Source organism: Stenotrophomonas rhizophila (assembly GCF_003651185.1).
Classification (GTDB): domain Bacteria; phylum Pseudomonadota; class Gammaproteobacteria; order Xanthomonadales; family Xanthomonadaceae; genus Stenotrophomonas; species Stenotrophomonas maltophilia_Z.
The window spans coordinates 233,018-251,964 of record NZ_RCDC01000005.1; the positions used below are offsets into that span (position 1 = coordinate 233,018).

The window sequence follows — 18,947 nt, forward strand, 5'->3', positions numbered from 1 at the left end:
CCTGACAACGCCCTGCATGCTGCACTGATACCCCGCACTGCGCCCACGGTCGACACTCAGGGTTTCCTGGGTGCTGCACATGCGGCGAGTGCTACACACCGGCGGCATGGGGGCACACGCGTCTCTTCCCATTTTCGGCAAGGCGTGTGTGGTCGCTTTGCTGGCCGGCATCTGCGCGATCGTCTTCTCGCCCCGGCTGCTGCCGCTGGGGTGGGGCGTCGCCGCCGCAGTTGCCGGCATCCTGCTCTGGATCCTGCCCTCCCGCCTCCGCCTGCTCGGTGCTGCTCTTTCCGGTCTCGGCTGGGCCGCCATGCACGCTCACGCCGGGCTGGCGCAGCAGCTGCCCCCCGGTGGGCCGCCGGTGGACCATGCGCTGCACGGCCGCGTGATCAGTCTCCCCGACCACGGTCCCGGGGGCACCCGCTTCCGGTTCCGGGTCGATGATGATCCGGCGATGCCACGCGAACTCCGCGGCCGGGACCTCGCCCTGGGCTGGTATGACGGATTCCGTGGTGCAGCCGATGATCGCCGGCGCACGCTCCGAGCCGGCGAACGCTGGTCGGTCACGGTCCGTGTCCGGGCGCCACGCGGGCGGGTAAACCCGGGCGGGTTCGACGCCGAGGGTTTTGCGTTGCGGCAACGGGTGGCTGGCAGCGGGTACGTGCGGGAACCTGCCCAGGCGCATCCGCTGGGTGAGCCAACCGGATTGCCCGCGTGGCGCGAGCGGATGGCCAGTGCGATCGCCAGGGCGGTCCAGGGCGATGGCCGTCGTTTCGTCCAGGCGCTGGCACTGGGCGATACCCGCGGCCTGAGCCAGGCCGACTGGGATGACCTGCGCGCGCTGGGGGTGACCCACCTGGTGGCGATCTCCGGCTTCCATGTCGGCGTGGTGGCTGGTGTCGCTGCACTGTTGGCAGGCGGGCTCTGGCGGTGCCTGCCGATGCTCGGCCTGTACGTACCACGCCCGATGGGCGCTGCGGCGGCGGCCGTCGCAGGCGCGGCGCTGTACGCCGCAGCGGCCGGTTTCGCGCTGCCCACGGTGCGTACCGTGCTGATGATCGCGGTGGTGGCAGCGGCGCGCTGCAGCCGGCGGTGGGCAACCGTGGCGCAGTCGCTCTCCCTGGCGGCGCTGGCGATGCTGCTGGTCGATCCGCTCGCCGTCCTTGCGCCCGGCTTCTGGCTGAGCTTTGCCGGTGTTCTGTGGCTGATCTGGTGCCTGCCCGGGCGCGAGGAGAGCTGGCTTCGGGGGTTCCTGGGCGCGCAGGGCGTGGCGAGCGTGGCGCTGCTGCCGTTGACCGTGGCGCTGTTCGGGCAGGCCTCGCGTGCGGGGCCGCTGGTGAATCTGGTGGCGATTCCCTGGTGGACGATGGTGGTGGTGCCGCTGGCCCTGCTGGGCACCGCGCTGGAGGCGCTGATCGACGGGGCGGGGCGCTGGCCGTGGCAGCTGGCGGCGTGGTGCTTCGAGGCGAGCTGGTGGCTGTTCGGGTATGCCGCGCGCAGCGAGCTGTCGCTGTGGTGGCTGCCGCAATCCAACCGCTGGGCGCTGATCTCGGCCGTGTTCGGCGTGTTCTGGCTGCTGCTGCCGCGTGGCAGTGGTGGCCGGGTCCCCGCACTGCTGCTGTGCCTGCCGTTGCTGTGGCCGGCGCGGCATGGGCCGGCCGAGGGCGAGGTGGAACTGCTGGTGATGGACGTGGGGCAGGGCCTGGCCGTAGCAGTGCGCACGCGTCGGCACACGCTGCTGTACGACACCGGGCCGGGGGCCGAGGACGGCTTCGATGCCGGTGAGCGGATCGTGGTGCCGACCCTGCGTGCGCTGGGGCAGGGGCGGCTGGATCGGATCATGATCAGCCACGACCATCGCGACCACACCGGTGGCCTGCGCGGGGTGCGTCGCAGCTTTCCCGGCGCGACGCTGCAGGCGCCGCCCGGCGCCCTGCGCGGCCGCGCATCGGCCTGCCATGCCGGGCAATCCTGGCAGTGGGATGGCGTGACGTTCCGGGTGCTGCATCCCCCGCGTGACGAACCGCAGCCGACCAACGACAGCAGCTGCGTGCTGCGGCTGGAAACCAGCCGGGGGGCGATTCTGCTGGCCGGGGACATCGAGAAGCGCAGCGAGGCCCTGCTGGTCCAGCACGCAGGCGCGCTGCTGGCGGCCCAGGCAGTAGTGGTTCCGCACCATGGCAGTGCCAGTTCGTCCACGCCGGCCTGGGTGGCGGCCGTCGCGCCGCGGCTGGCGATCGTCTCGACCGGTCACCGCAACCGGTTTGGCCATCCGCGTGCCGAGGTGGTGGAGCGCTGGCAGGCCGTGGGCGCCGAGGTGCTCAACACCTCCGAGAGCGGCGCGGTGCGGGTCTGGCTCGGGCGTGACGGCCTGCAGGTGCGTGAACAACGGGTTTTCGAGCGGCGTTGGTGGGATGCCGCGGAGCGGAGCCGGCCGGCTGCTATCCTATCGGCGATCAAACAGGCGGCCGCTGGGCCGGAGGATTGAAACGTGTGGGAACTGGTCAAGGCCGGTGGCTGGCCGATGCTGCCGCTGCTGCTGTTGGGCGTACTGGCTTTGGCAATCGTCCTGGAGCGTTTCTGGACCCTGCGGCGCAATGAAGTCCTGCCCCCCGGGCTGGGCCAGGAAGTGCGCAACTGGGCCGCGCGCGGCAAGCTCGACCCGAGTCATATCCAGTCGCTGCGCGGCAACTCGCCGCTGGGCGCGCTGCTGGCGACCGCGCTGGAAGCACGCAACCGCCCGCGCGACCAGATCCGCGAACGCATCGAAGATGCCGGCCGGCATCTGGTTCACCGCATGGAGCGGTTCCTGAATGCCCTTGGCACGATCGCCTCGGCCGGTCCGCTGCTGGGCCTGCTCGGCACGGTGGTCGGCATGATCCAGATGTTCATGGGCATCCTCGACCACGGCGTGGGCGATGTGAACCAGCTGGCCGGCGGTATCGGCAAGGCGCTGGTCTGCACCGCCACGGGCATGATCGTGGCGATTCCGGCGCTGATGTTCCATCGCTATTTCAAAGGCCGCATCGCCGGCTACGTGATCGAGATGGAGCAGGAGGCGTCGGCGCTGCTGGATGCGCTTGATGGTCGCCCGGGCGTGATGAACAACGGGCCGCGTGCCGCCGCTGGTTCGGCCGGCGCCGCACCGGTCACGGTCAAGGGCTGACGGATGCGCATCCGCAATGACCGGATCCAGGACGAGCCGCATATCGATCTGGTTCCCCTGATCGATGTGATCCTTGTCCTGATCATCTTCTTCGTGGTCACCACCACCTTCGATGCGCGCTCGACGTTGCAGCTGCAGTTGCCGACCGCCAGCCAGCAGGACACCACCGAGCCGCCGCGCTCGCTGAGCGTGCTGGTCAATGCCGAGGGGCGTTACTTCATCAACGACCAGGAAGTGCTGCGCACCGACGTCGAGTCGGTCAAGCAGACGATTGCCGCCGTCGCCGGCAGCGATCGGGAACAGACCGTGCTGTTGCGCGCCGACGCGCGCACGCCTTACCAGGCTGTCGTCACGGCCCAGGATGCTCTGGGCCAGCTGGGCTTCCGCCGCATCGCCATCGCTACCGCGCCGGAGGTGCGTCCATGAGCAAGAAACATTCCCCCGTCTGGCCGATCTACAAGCGCCTGCTCGGGTATACCGGTGCCTATTGGGTGTTCATGGTCGCCGCCGTGGTCGCGATGGTGGTCGAGGCCCTGGCCGGTTACAGCTTCACCAAGCTGATGGAGCCGCTGGTCAACCGGGGGTTCGTCAACCCGGAGCCGCGGATGGCGGTGATCCTGCCGCTGACCATCCTCGGGTTGTTCATGATGCGCAGCCTGGCCACCCTGGTCAGCGATTACGCGCTGGCCCGCACCGGGCGCAGCGTGGTGCGCGACCTGCGTGAGCAGGTGCTGGAAAAGTACCTGCATCTGCCGTCTTCGCATTTCGATGCTGAAGCCACGCCGGTGATGGTCAGCCGCCTGAACTTCGATACCGAGCAGGTCACCCAGGCCAGCGCCGATGCGCTCAAGACCCTGGTGGCCGATACGCTCACCATCATCGCCATGCTGGTGGTGATGCTGCAGATGAGCATCAAGGTCACGATGGCGATGCTGGTGGTGGTGCCACTCATCGGTGTGATCGTCTCGATCGTGGGCAAGCGCTACCGCCGGATCAGCCGTGGCATCCAGGACGGCATGGGCGGCATGGCGCAGACCGCCGAGCAGTCCCTGGCCGCGCAGCAGGAAGTGAAGGTGCATGGCACCCAGGCGCACGAGATCTCGCGCTATTCCCGTCTGGCCAACCGCATGCTCGGCCTGAACATGAAGGTCGAAACCACGCGCGCGCTGGCCTCCAGCACGGTGCAGTTCCTGGCGGCCCTGGCGCTGGCGGTGATCGTGTGGGTGTCGACCCGCGAGGCACTGGCCGGCAAGCTCAACGCGGGCCAGTTCATGGGCCTGATGACCTCGATGATGGCGATCATTCCGTCGCTGCGTCGCCTGACCAGCGTGCAGACCTCGATCTCGCGCGGTGTGGCCGCGGCCGAGCGCCTGTTCGGGATTCTCGATATGCCCGTCGAGCGCGACGAAGGCATCCAGAGGATCGGCCGCGCACGGGGCGAGCTCGCCTTCGAGCACGTGATGCTGCGCTATCGCGAGGATACCGGCATCGCGCTGGACGACATCAGTTTCGTGGCCAAGCCGGGCACGGTGACGGCAATTGTCGGCCGTTCCGGCAGCGGCAAGACCAGCCTGATCCGGTTGGTGCCGCGCTTCTACGAACCCAGCGGTGGCCGCATCACGCTGGATGGGGTGGCGCTGGACGATTACCCGCTGGCGGACCTGCGTCGCCAGGTAGCCATGGTTGGGCAGAAGGTCATGCTGTTCGATGACACCGTGGGCGCCAACATCGCCTACGGCATGGACGCGACCGAAGCGCAGATCCGCGCCGCGGCCGAAGCGGCCAACGCGTGGGAGTTCATCGCGCGCATGCCGCAGCAGCTGCAGACGCCGGTCGGCGAGAACGGTGCGCTGCTCTCCGGCGGCCAGCGTCAGCGCCTGGCGATCGCCCGCGCGATCCTGCGCGACGCGCCGATCCTGATCCTGGATGAAGCCACCGCCGCGCTCGACAACGAGTCCGAGCGCCTGGTGCAGGATGCGTTGCAGCGCCTGATGCCCGAGCGCACGACGCTGGTGATCGCGCACCGTCTGTCCACCATCGAACATGCCGACCAGGTACTGGTGATGGACCATGGCCGCATCGTCGAGCGCGGCACGCACAACGAACTGCTGGCGCTGGGCGGCCTGTACGAGCACCTGCACAAGATGCAGTTCCGCGAAAGGCAGCCTTGATGGCAGGCAAGGGCACGCACACGCCGTCGTACTGGTATGACGGCAGCGCCATTCCGTTCCTGGCACGCCTGGCGTCACCGCTGTACGGTGCGGCGGTCGCGCTGCGCCGGATGGCGTATCGGCGTCGCTGGCTGAAACGGCATTCGCTGCCGGTGCCGGTGGTGGTGGTCGGCAATGTCACCGCCGGTGGCACTGGGAAGACCCCGCTGACGATCGCGTTGGTCAACCGCCTGCGCGAAGCGGGCTGGAAGCCGGGGGTCGCCAGCCGTGGCTATGGTCGCGACGATGCGGGCACCCCGCGCTGGGTGCTGGCCAGTACCGATACCGCCGTCGGCGGCGACGAGCCGGTGCTGATCGCCTGGAAAACCGGCGTGCCGGTGCGGGTGGATGCGGACCGTGTGGCGGCCGGCAAGGCGCTGGTCGAGGCGGGCTGCGACATCATCGTCTGCGACGACGGCCTGCAGCACTACCGGCTGGCGCGCGACATCGAAATTGAAGTGGTCGACGCACAGCGCCGCTACGGCAACGGTCGGCTGATTCCCGCCGGCCCACTGCGCGAGCCGGCCAGCCGTGCGCGCGACTGCGATTTCCGCGTGGTCAACATGGGCCAGGCCAGCGACGGCACCGAAGCGCAGACCGCCTGCGGCTTCGGCGAATGGCCGATGCAGCTGCGCATCGACAGCGCACAGCCGCTGCAGGGCGGCCGCGCGCGGCGCCTCTCGCATTTCCAGGGCCAGCGCGTGCATGCGGTGGCCGGTATCGCCAATCCGCAGCGCTTCTTTGACATGCTGCGCGCGCATCGCATCGGCGTGGTGCCGCATGCCTTCGCTGATCACCATGCCTACCAGCCGTCCGATCTGCGCTTCGGCAGCGAACTGCCGGTGCTGATGACCGAGAAGGACGCGGTCAAGTGCAAGGCCTTCGCGACCGAATGGCACTTCGCCGTGCCGCTGTCGGCCGAGTTGCCGGCGGCGTTCTGGATCAGCCTGCTGGACCGCGTCGAGAAACTCGGCAAGCGTTGACGGGCCCGGTGCCGGTTGCGGCACACTGACGCCCGGACTGCATTCCTTTCGTACAGGTCATCCCCCATGAGCGCTTCCGTCGAGTTCGTCGTCGCCATTCCCGCCCGTTATGCCGCTTCGCGGCTGCCGGGCAAGCCGCTGCGCCTGCTCGGCGGCGAGCCGCTGGTGCTGCGCGTGGCGCAACGCGCGCTGCTCGCCGGCGCGCGCGAGGTGTGGGTCGCCACCGACGATCAGCGCATCGCCGAGGCCCTGCAGGGCCTGGCCGAAGTGCGCGTGGCGATGACCTCCACCGAGCACGCCTCCGGCACCGATCGGCTGGCCGAGTGCGCCGCACAGGCCGGCTGGTCCGATGACACCCTGGTGGTGAACCTGCAGGGCGATGAGCCCTTCGCCCCGGCCGAAGGCATCCGCGCGGTGGCCGAAGCCCTGGTCTACAGCGGTGCGGAGATGTCCACGCTGGCTACGCCGGTGGAAGACGCTGAAACCCTGTTCGACCCGAACGTGGTCAAAGTGGTGCGCAAGCAGAATTTGGATGCCTTGTATTTCAGCCGCGCGCCGATTCCGTGGCACCGCGATGCCTTCGCGCGCTCGCGCGACACGCTGTCCGGCCCGCACTGGCTGCGCCATATCGGCATCTACGGTTACCGCGCCGGCTTCCTGCGCCAGTTCGCCGCGTTGCCGGCCGGCACCTTGGAGCAGCTGGAGTCGCTGGAGCAGCTGCGTGTGCTCGAAGCGGGGCACCGCATCAGCGTGGCGCTGACCCCGGCCGAGTTCCCGCCCGGCATCGACACCCCGGACGATCTGGCGCGTGCCGAGGCCTGGTGGGCAGCACACCCGTGACCGTGGCACGACGGTTGCATGACGCCGAGTCCGGCATAATCGGGGCATGAACGTCCAGCCCGTCCAGGATCTTCCCGAATTCGCCACCTGGCTCAACGCCAAACCGACCACCCTGGCCGAGCTGCAGGGGCGGCCGGTCGTGCTGGCCTTCGTCAATGCCGCTTCCGTGTGGTGCGCGCAGCGGCTGGCCGAGCTGGCCCAGTGGCAATCACGCAACCCGGGCAAGCTGCAGCTGCTGGTGCTGCAGGTGCCGCGTTTCGACGGCGAGCGCGATCCCGATCAATCCCTCAAGCTGCTGCGCCGCCAGGGGCTGAACGCGCCGGCCCTGCTGGATGCGGAGTGGGATGGCTGGCGCCGCTTCGGCGTGACCGCATGGCCGACCCTGGTCCTGCTCGATGCCCAAGGGCGCGAGCGCGAGCGTCTGGTCGGTCTCGGCGGGGAACTGGAACGCTCCCTTGCTGCGCTGTGCGAAGGCAGCTCGCGGCCGTCCGATGAAGACCTGCACGGCGCCCGTGAGCTGAGCCCCGAGCCGCGCCTGCCGCTGCGCTTCCCGACCGGGTTGGCGGTGACCACCGAGCGCCTGTACATCGCCGACACCGGTCATCACCGCGTGCTCGAGTGCAGTCATGGTGGCCGCGTGCTGCGCCAGTTCGGCATGGGCACCGCCGATTTCATGGATGGGGACCAGGCCCAGGCGGCCTTCCACCATCCCCAGGGCCTGGCGCTGGAGCGCGAATGGCTGTACGTGGCCGACACCGGCAACCATGCCCTGCGCCGCATCCATCTGCTCTCCGGCCAGGTCGATACGCTATGCGGCACCGGCCGCCCCGGCGAACCGATCGAAGGGCCGGTGGCCGATCCGCGCCACACCGCACTCAACCACCCGCAGGGCCTGGCCGTCGCCGACAACCAGATCCACATCGCCATGGCCGGCGACAACCGTATCTGGAGCTATTACCTTGGCCAGCGCAGCCTGCAGTGGCGCGCCGGCAGTGGGGCGATCGACGAGCGCGACGGCAGTGGCCACGTGGCCGCGTTCGCGCAGCCGTGCTCGGTCGCGGCGGTCCAGCAGGTGCTGTACGTCTGCGATGCGCTGGGCTCCTCGATCCGCGCCATGCAGTTGCGTGGTGATCTGGTGCAGACGCTGGTCGGGCAGGGGCTGTGGACCTTCGGCGAACAGGACGGCCCGCGCACCTCGGCACTGCTGCAGTACCCGCAGGCAATTGCCCTGAGTCCGGATGCGCCGCTGCTGTGGATCGCCGATGCCGGCAACGGCCGCCTGCGCACGCTGCGCCTGGGCGGTGGTGAGCTGAGTACGCTGGCGTTGCCGCGCCGCCTGCACGGCCCGGCTGGCCTGGCGCTGGGCGGTGGCGCGGTCTGGATTGCCGAGACCGATGCCCACGCCGTGCTGCGCTTCGACCCCGTCAGTGGTGTCCTGAGCGACGTGCCGATCAACGAATGACTGTTTCTTCCGCCCCCGCCTTCGATGGCAAGGCATTTGCGGCCCACCTGAGCACCGCCCCCGGCGTGTACCGCATGTACGCTGCCGATGACACGCTGCTGTACGTCGGCAAGGCGCGTGCGCTGCGCAACCGCGTGGGCAGCTATTTCAACGGCACGCCCAAGACCACGCGGATCATGTCGATGCTGTCGCAGGTCGCGCGCATGGACGTGACCGTGACCCGCTCGGAGGCCGAGGCGCTGCTGCTGGAAAACCAGCTGATCAAGTCGCTCTCGCCGCGCTACAACGTCTCCCTGCGCGACGACAAGACCTATCCGCACGTGCTGCTGACCCGTGAGCAATGGCCGCGGATCGCACTGCACCGTGGCCCGCGCGCGGTGCCGGGGCGTTACTTCGGCCCGTACCCCGGCGTCACTGCCGTGCGCGAAACGCTCAACCTGATGCACAAGCTGTTCAAGCTGCGCAGCTGCGAAGACAGCGTGTTCCGCAACCGCTCGCGGCCCTGCCTTCAGTACCAGATCGGCCGCTGCAGCGCGCCCTGCGTGGAGCTGGTGGCACCGGAGGATTACGCCGAGTCGGTACGCCGCGCTTCGATGTTCCTGGAAGGCAAGAGCGACCAGCTCGCGCGCGAGCTCGGCACCCAGATGCAGACCGCCAGCGAAGCACTGGAATTCGAGCAGGCCGCGCGCCTGCGCGATCTGATCGCCTCGCTGCGCAGCATGCAGACCCGCCAATACGTGGATGGCCGCGCGGCGGATCTGGACGTGCTCGCCTGCGCCACCCAGGGCGCCAGCGCCTGCGTGCTGCTGCTGGCCTTCCGTGATGGCCGCAACATGGGCACGCGTCCGTTCTTCCCGCGCACCAATGGCGAGGAGAGTGCCGATGAAGTGCTGGGCGCGTTCGTCTCCCAGTACTACGCCGAGCACGCCCCTCCGCGCGAGATCCTGCTCGACCGCGAAATCCCGGATGCCAGCCTGATCGAATCGGCCTTGAGTGCCTCGGCCGAACACAAGGTGCAGCTGCGCTGGAACGTGCGCGGTGAGCGCGCCGGCTACGTGGAACTGGCCGCACGCAACGCGCAGATCACCCTGGTCACCGAACTGGGCAGCCGCACCGCGCAGCACGCACGCAGCGAAGACCTGCGGCAGATGCTCGGCCTGACCGAGCAGGTCAAGCGCGTGGAGTGTTTCGATATCAGCCACACCATGGGCGAAGCCACCGTGGCCTCGTGCGTGGTGTTCGATGCGGCCGGACCGGTGCGCAGCCAGTACCGCCGTTTCAATATCAGCGGCATCGAGCCCGGCGATGACTATGCGGCCATGCACCAGGCGATCGAGCGGCGCTTCCGCCGCGCGGTGGAAGAGGACGGCGTACTGCCGGATCTGCTGCTGATCGACGGCGGTGCCGGCCAGTTGGCCCAGGCGCAGTCCGCGCTGGCCGATCTGGGCGTGGAAGGGGTGATGCTGGTCGGCGTGGCCAAGGGCGTGGAGCGCAGGGCAGGGCATGAAGCCCTGGTCATGCCGGACGGCCGCGAACTGCGCCCGGGCGCAGCCTCACCGGCGCTGCAGTTCATCCAGCAGGTGCGTGACGAGGCCCACCGCTTCGCCATCACCGGCCACCGCGGCCGCCGCCAGAAGGCCCGGATGACCAGCAAACTCGAAGATATTCCTGGCATCGGCCCGCGCCGGCGCGCCAGCCTGCTCAAACATTTTGGCGGCCTGGTCGGCCTGAAAGCCGCCGGCGAAGCGGAAATCGCGAAAGTGGACGGCATCAATGACGCCCTCGCTGCGCGTATCTACGCTAACCTTCATGGACTGCCCACGCCCGACGCGGCGGGCGAGTAGAGAGACGCAATGAAGTTGACCCTCCCCACCTGGCTGACCCTGCTGCGGATCGTGATGATCCCCGTTCTGGTGCTGGTGTTCTATCTCCCCTACAAGTGGACCAATTTCGCCTCGGCGGCGATCTTCGGCCTGGCTGCGCTCACCGACTGGCTCGACGGCTGGATCGCCCGCCGCTACGACCTGCAGTCCGCGTTCGGCGCCTTCCTCGACCCGGTCGCGGACAAGCTGATGGTGGCCGTGGCGCTGTTCCTGATCGTGCAGGGCCACCCCACCGCGTGGATGGCGGTCTGGGCGGCAGTGATCGTCGGCCGTGAAATCGCCGTCTCGGCACTGCGCGAATGGATGGCGGAAATCGGCCAGCGGGCCAAGGTGCGTGTGGCCGTGATCGGCAAGGTGAAAACCACCGCGCAGATGGTCGCGCTGCTGTGCCTGCTGTACTCGGTCGCACCGCACACCCCGATGCAGGACATCTGGATGGGCACCGAGGTCTTCCACATCGGCGACTGGACCCTGGCGATCGCCTCGATCCTGACGCTGTGGTCCGGCCTGCAGTACCTGCACGCGGCGTGGCCAAGCCTGCGCGAAGACGAGCGCCTCGCGCGTGAGAACACCAAAGCAAAAAAGAGTGCGTGAGGGCTGTTGACAGGGATGCATTTGGCTGTAGAATTTCGCCTCCCAAGCGGGAATAGCTCAGTTGGTAGAGCGCAACCTTGCCAAGGTTGAGGTCGCGAGTTCGAGTCTCGTTTCCCGCTCCAGATACCGCATTCCATCGTGATCCGTCCCGATGCGATGCAACGAAAAAAGCGACCTTCCGGGTCGCTTTTTCCGTTTGTGTGCCGTGCCTCGGGCATGCATCTGCATCATGGGTTCACTCCGTCAGCACCGCAGCGCGGTCGGCCATGGCGGGCCGGGCGACTACTCAGGCTGAGGCCGCTCGGGTGTCTCGCAGGAGTCGTCTACCCAGAGTCGTTGATGTGCGATGCGAACGCAGCGGGGATAAGGGCCATCCATGTCGAGCGCCTGAAATCGAGCCACCCACGGATGTGCCATTGGTTCCACGGCTTCCTGTGGCCAGTCGCCCAGGTCTGCGATCACTGCAATGGAACGTAAGCAGCTGTCGAGCAGCAGTCGGTCGAGCAAGGCCAGTCGGTTCGCGCGGAGTTCGATCAGCAGCACCTGGTCTTCCCGCCCCGAACCGCAGTAGGCCATCGGACGGGCGGAATTGGATGACGTGCGTACGAACAGCGTTACGCCCGGACCGCCCTCCAGCATGAAGGCGCTGCGGTTGATCGGAAACACGGTATCGGCCTGCATCAGCACCCGTCGCAGGTCGGCATCCACGGAAATGGCCCGACGTCTCCCCGACATCCGCTGCGCGTGTACGTGCTTGTCGCTGGCCGAGATGCTCAGGTGGTGGCCATCGGGCAGCGGGAATACGAGCGTCACGGGGGCGGCTATCGCCGATGCGCTCAATAACAGTCCCGTACAGGTGGCGGCCATGCGCGCAGGGCAACATTGAATGTAATGGAGTGCAGACAGCATCAGCCTGGTGCTGCTGCCAGAGGTGTGTGCCATGGGTGTCGGAGTCTTCAGGTGTGGGGTCCGCTGCATTGCATGCATCAGACGGCGTTGCACTCCCTTTGACAATACAACTTGTGGGAAACGTGCAACCAAACGCCGAACCTGCCGTGGCGGCTCGCCGGTGAGCTGCGCCCCAGTGGAGGGGCCTGCAGTTGCACCCGTCCTTCGCCCAGGACAGGGTGAAGGGGGTATTCGACGGGCGCCGGCTGCGCGAGGGCGTTGCGCTGCACTGGACGTGCAAGTCCGGGGGCGCTTCGGCGCGTCAACGTCTGGCAAGCCGGACATGGGGACTTTGTGCGGGAGCAGAACGGGGGAAGATGTCGGAGGCCGCCGTGACCGCCCGGTGGGAAACCACACCACGTTGCGGCGAAAAGGATGTTGACGACGTGAAGGAATTCCGACAGAATAGCGCTCCTTCGACGCAGGTCGAGGGGCCGACAGCCTCCAGCGCCTCAGGGTGCGGTGCGGTCGGGGCAAGCGAAAGTCTGCGGGAATAGCTCAGTTGGTAGAGCGCAACCTTGCCAAGGTTGAGGTCGCGAGTTCGAGTCTCGTTTCCCGCTCCAGATTTCGACAGGGCCCCCTTGGGGCCTTGTTTTTCTCCGCGGTGGCACGCGGGCATCCAGTCCGGAAGCATCGGCCGGGATGTGAAAAAAAGTGTGAAAAAGCTGGTGTGTTTCGAGTGGTTTCGGTAACATACCCGCTTGATTTTGCGGGAATAGCTCAGTTGGTAGAGCGCAACCTTGCCAAGGTTGAGGTCGCGAGTTCGAGTCTCGTTTCCCGCTCCAAATCCTGACCAGGCCCCGTTCTCGGGGTCTTGTTTTATCGGGGCACGCAACACGCCTTCGATGATCGTAGGGTCACCGGCCTGGTGGCAGAGTGGTCATGCAGCGGACTGCAAATCCGCGTACGCCGGTTCAATTCCGACCCAGGCCTCCAAATGGAAAGTAGCCCAGAGCCCGCGAAAGCGGGCTTTGTGCGTTGTGGGCCTCCATTCAGTTTCGGAGGCCAGAGCCGACAGGGCCTACACAACACGCTTCGTATGCTGCGGCCGTCCACTTTGGCAGCCTTATGCAGACACAAAAAGCAAGCGTAGCGACGGGTATCGAAGGCCTCGACAGCATCCTCGGCGGGGGCTTCCCGCAGGGGCGGCTGTACCTGCTGGAAGGACCGCCAGGCTCCGGCAAGACCACGCTGTCCCTGCAGTTTCTGCTGCATGGGCTGAGCAAGGGCGAGCGCTGTCTCTACATCACGCTCTCCGAGACGGCTGACGAGCTGCGCGAAGTTGCCAATGCTCACGGCTGGTCCTTGGATGGCCTGGACCTGTTTGAGCTGGCCTCGGCCGAGGAAGCGCTGGGCGACGGACGGATGCAGTCGGTACTGCACTCCTGGGAAGTCGAGCTGGACGAGACGGTCAAGCTGATCCTCGGCGAGGTGGAGCGCATCAAGCCGCATCGGGTGGTGTTCGATTCGCTGTCCGAGCTGCGATTGCTATCGCAGGATCCGCTGCGTTATCGCCGCCAGATCCTCTCGCTCAAGCAGTTCTTCGCGCCCAAGAGCGCGACCGTGGTGCTGGTCGATGACATGACGGCCTCCGGTGAGGAGCGCGATGGCCAGTTGCACAGCCTCTGCCATGGCGTGGTGTCGCTGGAACGCCTGACACTGGATTTCGGCCCGGCGCGCCGCCGGATGCATGTCCAGAAACTGCGCGGGGTGAACTTCACCGCCGGCTACCACGACATGACCATCCGTGAAGGGGGCCTGGAGGTCTTTCCGCGGTTGATCGCCTCGGACCACCACGCCACATTCAACGGCACGCCCATCAGCAGCGGGGTCGGCGAGATCGACAGTCTGCTCGGCGGCGGTCCGCTGCGGGGCACCAGCACGCTGTTGACCGGCCCGGCGGGCAGCGGCAAGACGAATGTGGCGCTGCAGTACGTCTGGGCGGCCTGCGAGCGCGGTGAGCACTGCTGCATTTTCGAATTCGATGAGCGCATCGGCACCTTGCTGGCCCGCGCCGAGTCGCTGGACATCGATCTGAGCAAACACCTGGCGTCGGGCCTGCTGGAAATCCTGCAGGTCGATCCGGCCGAGATCTCACCGGGCGAGTTCGCCTGGAACATGCAGCGTGCAGTCGAGGAGCGCCAGTGCCGCCTGCTGGTGATCGACAGCCTCAACGGCTACGTCACCGCGATGCCCCAGGAAAAGCAGCTGATGCTTCAGCTGCACGAGATGCTGTCCTATCTCAACCAGAAGGGCGTGGCGACCATCCTGATCAATCCGCAACACGGGTTGGTCGGCACGATGTCGACCGGCAATCTCAACGTCTCCTACATCGCGGACTCGGTCGTGTTGTTCCGCTTCTTCGAATCGCAGGGGCGCATCCGCAAGGCGATCTCGGTGATCAAGAATCGGGGCGGTGCGCACGAGAATACGATCCGCGAGCTGAAGATCGATGGTAAGGGAATTTCGCTGAGCGCCCCGCTCAATGAGTTCAAGGGCATTCTGACCGGCACGCCGGAATTCGTGGGCAATACGGCGCATCTGCTCGGCCACACCCGTGCAGAGTGACTCCGTTTCCGGTGTGGTGCATATCTTTGCGCCGTTCGGGCGCGATGCGCCGAGCATTGCCGGCGTACTCAATGCCGCCGGGCTGCGCACCGCGATCCACGAGAGCCTGCCACGGCTGGCCGCCGCGCTTGATGATGACGTGGGTGCGGTGGTCGTCACCGAAGAGGCGGTCGCCAAGGGCACCGCCGCGTTGCTGGAGCCCTTGGCCAAGCAACCGTCCTGGTCGGATATTCCCGTCATTCTGCTGCGGTCGCCGCACTCGCAGAAGCGCCCCTTGGCCGATCCTGGCCTGCAGTTGTCGATCAACATCATCGAGCTGGACCGGCCGCTGGGCAGCAGCTCGCTGCTCAGCTCCGTGCGCAGTGCGCTGCGTGCGCGCGACAAGCAGTTCCTGGTCCGTGATCAGATGCGGGCGCTGGCCGATGGCCGTGCCGCACTGGAGCGCAGCGAAGCAGAACTGCGCCTGGTGGCCGATGCGATGCCGGTGCTGATCGCCTTCATCGACCGTGACCTGTGTTACCGCTTCGCGAACAAAGCGTATGAGGCCTGGTTCGAGCGTCCGGTATCGGCCGTGATCGGCAAACGCGTGCCGGAGGTCGTCGGGCAGGAGGTCTGGCGCACCCGCCGCCCGTTGATCGAACGTGCGCTGGCGGGCGAGCACATCGTGTTCGAGGCCAACTGGCCGTTCAGTGACGGCCGCCGGCGCGACAGCGAGATCCGTTATTCGCCGCGCTGGGATGCAGACGGCGCGCCGGATGGGTTCCACGTCTTCGTCACCGATATCACGGCCTCCAAGCTGGCCCTGGAAACGAGTCAGCAACATGCCTCGGACCTGGAGGCGATGGTGGCCGAGCGCACGGCGGAGCTGGAGCGGCAGATGGCCGCGCGTGAGGCCAGCGAAGCGGCCCTGCGCCAGTCGCAGAAGATGGATGCCATCGGGCAATTGACCGGCGGCATCGCGCACGACTTCAACAACATGCTGACCGGCATCCTCTCCTCGCTGGACATCATGCGCATGCGCCTGGACATGGGGCGCATGGAAGGGATGGAGCGCTTCCTGGATGCGGCCACCGCCTCCAGCCAGCGCGCGGCGGCCTTGACCCAGCGTCTGCTGGCGTTTTCGCGACGTCAGTCGCTGGATTCGAAGACGGTGGAACTCAACGCGCTGGTTGGATCGGTCCAGCACCTGCTGCGCAGCACGCTGGGCGAGAAGATCCGCATCCAGATGGCGACCAGTGACGCGCCGCTGCGCGCCAACCTGGACAGCAACCAGTTCGAAAGCGCGCTGCTGAATCTGGCGATCAATGCACGTGACGCGATGCCTGAAGGCGGTGAGCTGATCCTGCGGACCTCGCACGTTTTCGCCGCCGAGGGCGAAGTGCCGACCATTCCGGCAGGCGAGTACGCCGTGGTATCTGTCTCCGATTCCGGCACCGGCATGCCACCGGAGGTGGTCGAGCGGATCTTCGAGCCGTTCTTCACCACCAAGCCGATCGGCAAGGGTACGGGCTTGGGTATGTCGATGATCTACGGCTTCATGCAGCAGTCCGGCGGCCACATCACGGTCGATTCCACGCCAGGGCAGGGCACCACGGTAGCGTTGTTCATGCCGGTGGTGCACGACGCGGCTGAGGACGACGGTGCACCTAGCGCACAGCCGGTGTCGCTCGGCGCCGGGCAATCGATCCTGGTGGTGGAGGACGACGAGCAGGTGCGCATGCTGGTCACCGTGGTGCTGGAAGACCTCGGGTATACCGCAGAAGTCGTGGGTGATGCCGATGGCGCCATTCCGATCCTCGGCTCATCCAAGAAGATCGACCTGCTGATCACCGACGTCGGACTGCCCGGCCTCAACGGACGCCAACTGGCCGAAATCGCGAGGCAATCGCGGCCCTCGTTGCCGGTGCTGTTCATGACCGGCTACGCAGAGAAAGCACAGGAGCGCTCGGCATTCCTCGATAACGGCATGGCGATGATCGCCAAGCCGTTCCTGCTCGATGCGTTCAGTGAAGCGGTACGAAGCTCGATGGCGGGACATCGGTAATCCAGCGGCGCCAGGCGGGTGCCCTGACCGGCGACCGCGTGCAGGACGGGAGGCGTTCGTTTCAGGTATGTTCTGAATGCTTCAGGCAACGGCTTTATTTAGATACCTGAAAGTGCCAGCATAGTGCTTTGAAATCGTCGGAGTTTACCCATGCCCCTTTGCGCGATCGCGTATGTCAGCGACGTTGCAGGCCCGCTGTCTGCGGAGCATCTCGATGCACTTGTCGAGGATGCCATCCGCTTCAACAGCCTGGCCGGGGTCACCGGTGTGCTTCTCTGCGATGGCAGTCGTTTTCTGCAGTACTTCGAAGGCCCGGATGATGGGGTGTCGGCAGTACACGAGCGCGTACTGCAGGCCCGCAGCCATCGGAACATCCGCAAACTCGGTCACGCCCGCGTGCCTGCGCGCTACTTTCCTTACTGGAGCATGCGCTGGCTGGGCGTTGAGCCGACCTTGGTCGAGACTTTGTCTGCCGGGGAGTGGGAGGCGTTTGCCGATCGCGCCGCGGGCGGACCGCCGGCAGACAGTGCCATGGAGCGTCTGATGCAGTTCGTCGCGCCGCACCTGCCCGAGCGCGCGGGTATGCAGGAGAGCCGCTCGGCGGCTGAGTGAGATTGCCCGCCCCTGTGCGGCTTCCCGGGGAGTGGCGGCCAGGCGCGGATTATCGGGAGCGCCGCCCTGACATATTGCTGTCAGTATCCGGCCTGCATGATGCAGGCACGGGTTCGGACGTTGTATGAACGGTTCATCGGGGGCGTGGCTTTTATCCTTCGGGTAATTGACTTAATGCGATGACCGTGCAAATTTTAGGTGAACCCGAAGTGAATCCGCCCCCTGAGGGGGTTTTGTCGTCCCTGAAGCAAGCAAGTCCCACGGAGGTCGTATGGAATACGGCGAACATGACTTGGCTGACGGAGTGCGAACCGAGCTGGAAGCCAGCTACGTGAAACATGGCTGCGGCCCGGAATTCTGGTCCACCTACCAGCGCGTGCTCGAGCGCCTGGTCCCACCCGCGCAGGGCACCGCTCGAACCCGTGTCACCAATGAGCTGGCGTTGATCATTGAGCAGTTGGGGATCGTGCGGCGCGCCCAGTTGGTGCCGCCGCGCAGCGTACGCCCACGCGCGCGCTGAAACCGGGTCGGGGGACCGGGGAAACGATACGGGGACAACCGCCAACGCGGCGCCACTACAGGTGATGAAGACCGATGGCCAGCAGCGCCAACAGCGTGCCGGCCGCGGCGAGCGTGCGCGGGCGGACCCAGCGTGACGGGCGGTGCTGCATGGCCGATGGACGCGCATAACGAAGCAATCCCGGTGGGAACTGCCAGGCACGCATGCGCGCATCGCAGGCATCCTGGCAGTCGCCACAACTGATGCAATCAGCGTTCGGCCCGGCGCGTACGTCCAGCGCCATCGGGCAGACGCTGACGCAGTCCCCGCAGTCCAGACAATCGCCGAGTCGATCGGCGCTGAAGTGCGGCATCGGGCCGGCGATATCCTCGTGCGCGGCGCGGAACGCATAGTCGCTGGCGCTGGTGGGATCAAGCAGTCCGCGGCCCCGCGCCTGGACACCGCCCAGCCCAGCCACGCGTGGGCCGCGCGGTTCGCCGCGGCGTGCGTGGTACTGCATGCGCGGCGTGTCGTTGTCGCAGAACATGCCGTGGATGCGCGCATACGGACACAGCTCGCGGCAGACGTGTTCGCGCAGGAAGCCGGCATTGCCCCAGGTGGCTGCGGCATAGAAGACGATCCAGAACGTTTCCCAGCCACTCCAGACCGGTGGCCACGGCGTACCGACCAGGCCGTGGATCGGGCTGAAAAAGCCCACGAAGGTGATGCCCGTCCACGCGGCTACCAACAGCCATAGCAGATGCTTGACCGCACGCGCTGCGCCTGTGGCCGGCAGCCAGCGCGCGGTGCCTTGATCCATCCACCGGAACAAACGGCTCCACACGGTCTGCGGACAGCCGTAGCCGCACCACACCCGGCCGGCCAGGTTGGTGAGCAGTACCAGTGCGGTGGCCAGCACGGCGGCCAGGCCCAGCAGGATGCCGACGTCGTGCGGCCAGAGGGTCCAGCCGAACAGATCGAAGCGGCGCGCGGTGAGGTCGAACAACAGCGCCTGGCGACCCTCCCAGCGCAGCCACGGCAGGAGATAGAAGCCGGCCAGCAGCATCGCCGGGAGCAGTGGCCGCCAGCGCAGCGGCGCGCGCCGGCCCGGGGCGGGCGGCGGGGGCGAGGGCGAGGG

At 67.0% G+C, this 18,947-nt stretch carries 14 protein-coding genes, 4 tRNA genes and 1 pseudogene; 17 read left to right on the plus strand and 2 right to left on the minus strand.

All coding sequences use genetic code 11. From position 1 onward, the window contains the following. Window positions 1–106 precede the first annotated feature (106 nt). From BCL79_RS12665 to BCL79_RS12710, 10 genes and pseudogenes are all read left to right on the plus strand, one after another. Window positions 107–2,601: pseudogene (locus tag BCL79_RS12665) on the plus strand (DNA internalization-related competence protein ComEC/Rec2). Continuing rightward, window positions 2,492–3,166 (plus strand): MotA/TolQ/ExbB proton channel family protein, encoded by a 675-nt coding sequence (locus BCL79_RS12670; RefSeq protein WP_121041686.1) that lies wholly within the window; start codon window positions 2,492–2,494, stop codon window positions 3,164–3,166. Before BCL79_RS12665 ends, BCL79_RS12670 begins: the two are co-directional and overlap by 110 nt. A gap of 3 nt (window positions 3,167–3,169) precedes the next feature. Further along, window positions 3,170–3,592, plus strand: a complete 423-nt coding sequence (locus tag BCL79_RS12675; RefSeq protein WP_019183376.1) for an ExbD/TolR family protein — start codon at window positions 3,170–3,172, stop codon at window positions 3,590–3,592. Then, on the plus strand, window positions 3,589–5,337 hold the full coding sequence (gene msbA, locus BCL79_RS12680; RefSeq protein WP_121041688.1) for a lipid A export permease/ATP-binding protein MsbA: 1,749 nt from the start codon (window positions 3,589–3,591) through the stop codon (window positions 5,335–5,337). The genes BCL79_RS12675 and msbA overlap by 4 nt, the downstream gene beginning before the upstream one ends. Further along, entirely contained in the window at window positions 5,337–6,359 is a 1,023-nt protein-coding gene (gene lpxK, locus BCL79_RS12685) for a tetraacyldisaccharide 4'-kinase (protein WP_121041690.1), read from the plus strand. The genes msbA and lpxK overlap by 1 nt, the downstream gene beginning before the upstream one ends. 66 nt (window positions 6,360–6,425) lie before the next feature. After that, window positions 6,426–7,199, plus strand: a complete 774-nt coding sequence (gene kdsB, locus BCL79_RS12690) for a 3-deoxy-manno-octulosonate cytidylyltransferase (RefSeq protein WP_121041692.1) — start codon at window positions 6,426–6,428, stop codon at window positions 7,197–7,199. A gap of 46 nt (window positions 7,200–7,245) precedes the next feature. Continuing rightward, window positions 7,246–8,661 carry a redoxin domain-containing protein gene (locus BCL79_RS12695; RefSeq protein WP_121041694.1) on the plus strand — a complete coding sequence of 472 codons (1,416 nt, stop codon included), beginning with the start codon at window positions 7,246–7,248 and terminating at the stop codon, window positions 8,659–8,661. Continuing rightward, a complete protein-coding gene (gene uvrC, locus BCL79_RS12700) occupies window positions 8,658–10,505 on the plus strand; it encodes an excinuclease ABC subunit UvrC (RefSeq protein ID WP_121041696.1) in 1,848 nt (615 codons plus the stop codon). The genes BCL79_RS12695 and uvrC overlap by 4 nt, the downstream gene beginning before the upstream one ends. 9 nt (window positions 10,506–10,514) lie before the next feature. Further along, the gene (gene pgsA / locus BCL79_RS12705) at window positions 10,515–11,138 is read left to right on the plus strand and encodes a CDP-diacylglycerol--glycerol-3-phosphate 3-phosphatidyltransferase (protein ID WP_121041698.1); all 624 of its coding nucleotides are present in this window, start codon (window positions 10,515–10,517) and stop codon (window positions 11,136–11,138) included. 46 nt (window positions 11,139–11,184) lie between these two features. Continuing rightward, a tRNA-Gly gene (locus BCL79_RS12710) sits at window positions 11,185–11,260 on the plus strand. Between the two features lie 160 nt (window positions 11,261–11,420). Here BCL79_RS12710 and BCL79_RS12715 read toward each other — a convergent pair. Further along, window positions 11,421–12,047, minus strand: a complete 627-nt coding sequence (locus tag BCL79_RS12715) for a hypothetical protein (RefSeq protein ID WP_183073774.1) — start codon at window positions 12,045–12,047, stop codon at window positions 11,421–11,423. 526 nt (window positions 12,048–12,573) lie between these two features. On the opposite strand from BCL79_RS12715, the gene BCL79_RS12720 reads away from it, so the two are divergent. The 7 genes from BCL79_RS12720 (at window position 12,574) to BCL79_RS12750 (ending at window position 17,830) form a co-directional block, all read left to right on the plus strand. After that, window positions 12,574–12,649 (plus strand) — tRNA-Gly (locus tag BCL79_RS12720). A 146-nt stretch (window positions 12,650–12,795) separates the two neighbouring features. After that, a tRNA-Gly gene (locus tag BCL79_RS12725) sits at window positions 12,796–12,871 on the plus strand. 77 nt (window positions 12,872–12,948) lie between these two features. Continuing rightward, window positions 12,949–13,022: transfer RNA gene (locus BCL79_RS12730), tRNA-Cys, on the plus strand. A gap of 42 nt (window positions 13,023–13,064) precedes the next feature. After that, complete coding sequence (locus tag BCL79_RS12735) at window positions 13,065–14,654, plus strand: ATPase domain-containing protein (protein WP_259462171.1); 1,590 nt, start codon at window positions 13,065–13,067, stop codon at window positions 14,652–14,654. Continuing rightward, window positions 14,644–16,698 carry a hybrid sensor histidine kinase/response regulator gene (locus tag BCL79_RS12740; protein ID WP_259462172.1) on the plus strand — a complete coding sequence of 685 codons (2,055 nt, stop codon included), beginning with the start codon at window positions 14,644–14,646 and terminating at the stop codon, window positions 16,696–16,698. Before BCL79_RS12735 ends, BCL79_RS12740 begins: the two co-directional genes overlap by 11 nt. Window positions 16,699–16,848: 150 nt before the next feature. Beyond that, window positions 16,849–17,310: a BLUF domain-containing protein gene (locus BCL79_RS12745; RefSeq protein WP_121041706.1), complete on the plus strand. Its 462-nt coding sequence runs from the start codon at window positions 16,849–16,851 to the stop codon at window positions 17,308–17,310. A gap of 271 nt (window positions 17,311–17,581) precedes the next feature. Continuing rightward, window positions 17,582–17,830, plus strand: coding sequence for a hypothetical protein (locus tag BCL79_RS12750; RefSeq protein ID WP_088433206.1), 249 nt, complete (start codon window positions 17,582–17,584; stop codon window positions 17,828–17,830). Window positions 17,831–17,885: 55 nt separating this feature from the next. Here BCL79_RS12750 and BCL79_RS12755 read toward each other — a convergent pair whose 3' ends face one another. Then, window positions 17,886–18,875, minus strand: coding sequence for a 4Fe-4S dicluster domain-containing protein (locus BCL79_RS12755; protein ID WP_226956594.1), 990 nt, complete (start codon window positions 18,873–18,875; stop codon window positions 17,886–17,888). Window positions 18,876–18,947: the final 72 nt, after the last annotated feature.

Bases quoted from the DNA above. Each gene is read 5' to 3' on its own strand.
- BCL79_RS12675 (WP_019183376.1), top strand. From the start codon at position 3,170: ATGCGCATCCGCAATGACCGGATCCAGGACGAGCCGCATATCGATCTG.
- msbA (WP_121041688.1), top strand. From the start codon at position 3,589: ATGAGCAAGAAACATTCCCCCGTCTGGCCGATCTACAAGCGCCTGCTC.
- lpxK (WP_121041690.1), top strand. From the start codon at position 5,337: ATGGCAGGCAAGGGCACGCACACGCCGTCGTACTGGTATGACGGCAGC.
- kdsB (WP_121041692.1), top strand. From the start codon at position 6,426: ATGAGCGCTTCCGTCGAGTTCGTCGTCGCCATTCCCGCCCGTTATGCC.
- BCL79_RS12695 (WP_121041694.1), top strand. From the start codon at position 7,246: ATGAACGTCCAGCCCGTCCAGGATCTTCCCGAATTCGCCACCTGGCTC.
- uvrC (WP_121041696.1), top strand. From the start codon at position 8,658: ATGACTGTTTCTTCCGCCCCCGCCTTCGATGGCAAGGCATTTGCGGCC.
- pgsA (WP_121041698.1), top strand. From the start codon at position 10,515: ATGAAGTTGACCCTCCCCACCTGGCTGACCCTGCTGCGGATCGTGATG.
- BCL79_RS12715 (WP_183073774.1), bottom strand. From the start codon at position 12,047: ATGCTGTCTGCACTCCATTACATTCAATGTTGCCCTGCGCGCATGGCC.
- BCL79_RS12745 (WP_121041706.1), top strand. From the start codon at position 16,849: ATGCCCCTTTGCGCGATCGCGTATGTCAGCGACGTTGCAGGCCCGCTG.
- BCL79_RS12750 (WP_088433206.1), top strand. From the start codon at position 17,582: ATGGAATACGGCGAACATGACTTGGCTGACGGAGTGCGAACCGAGCTG.
- BCL79_RS12755 (WP_226956594.1), bottom strand. From the start codon at position 18,875: ATGCTGCTGGCCGGCTTCTATCTCCTGCCGTGGCTGCGCTGGGAGGGT.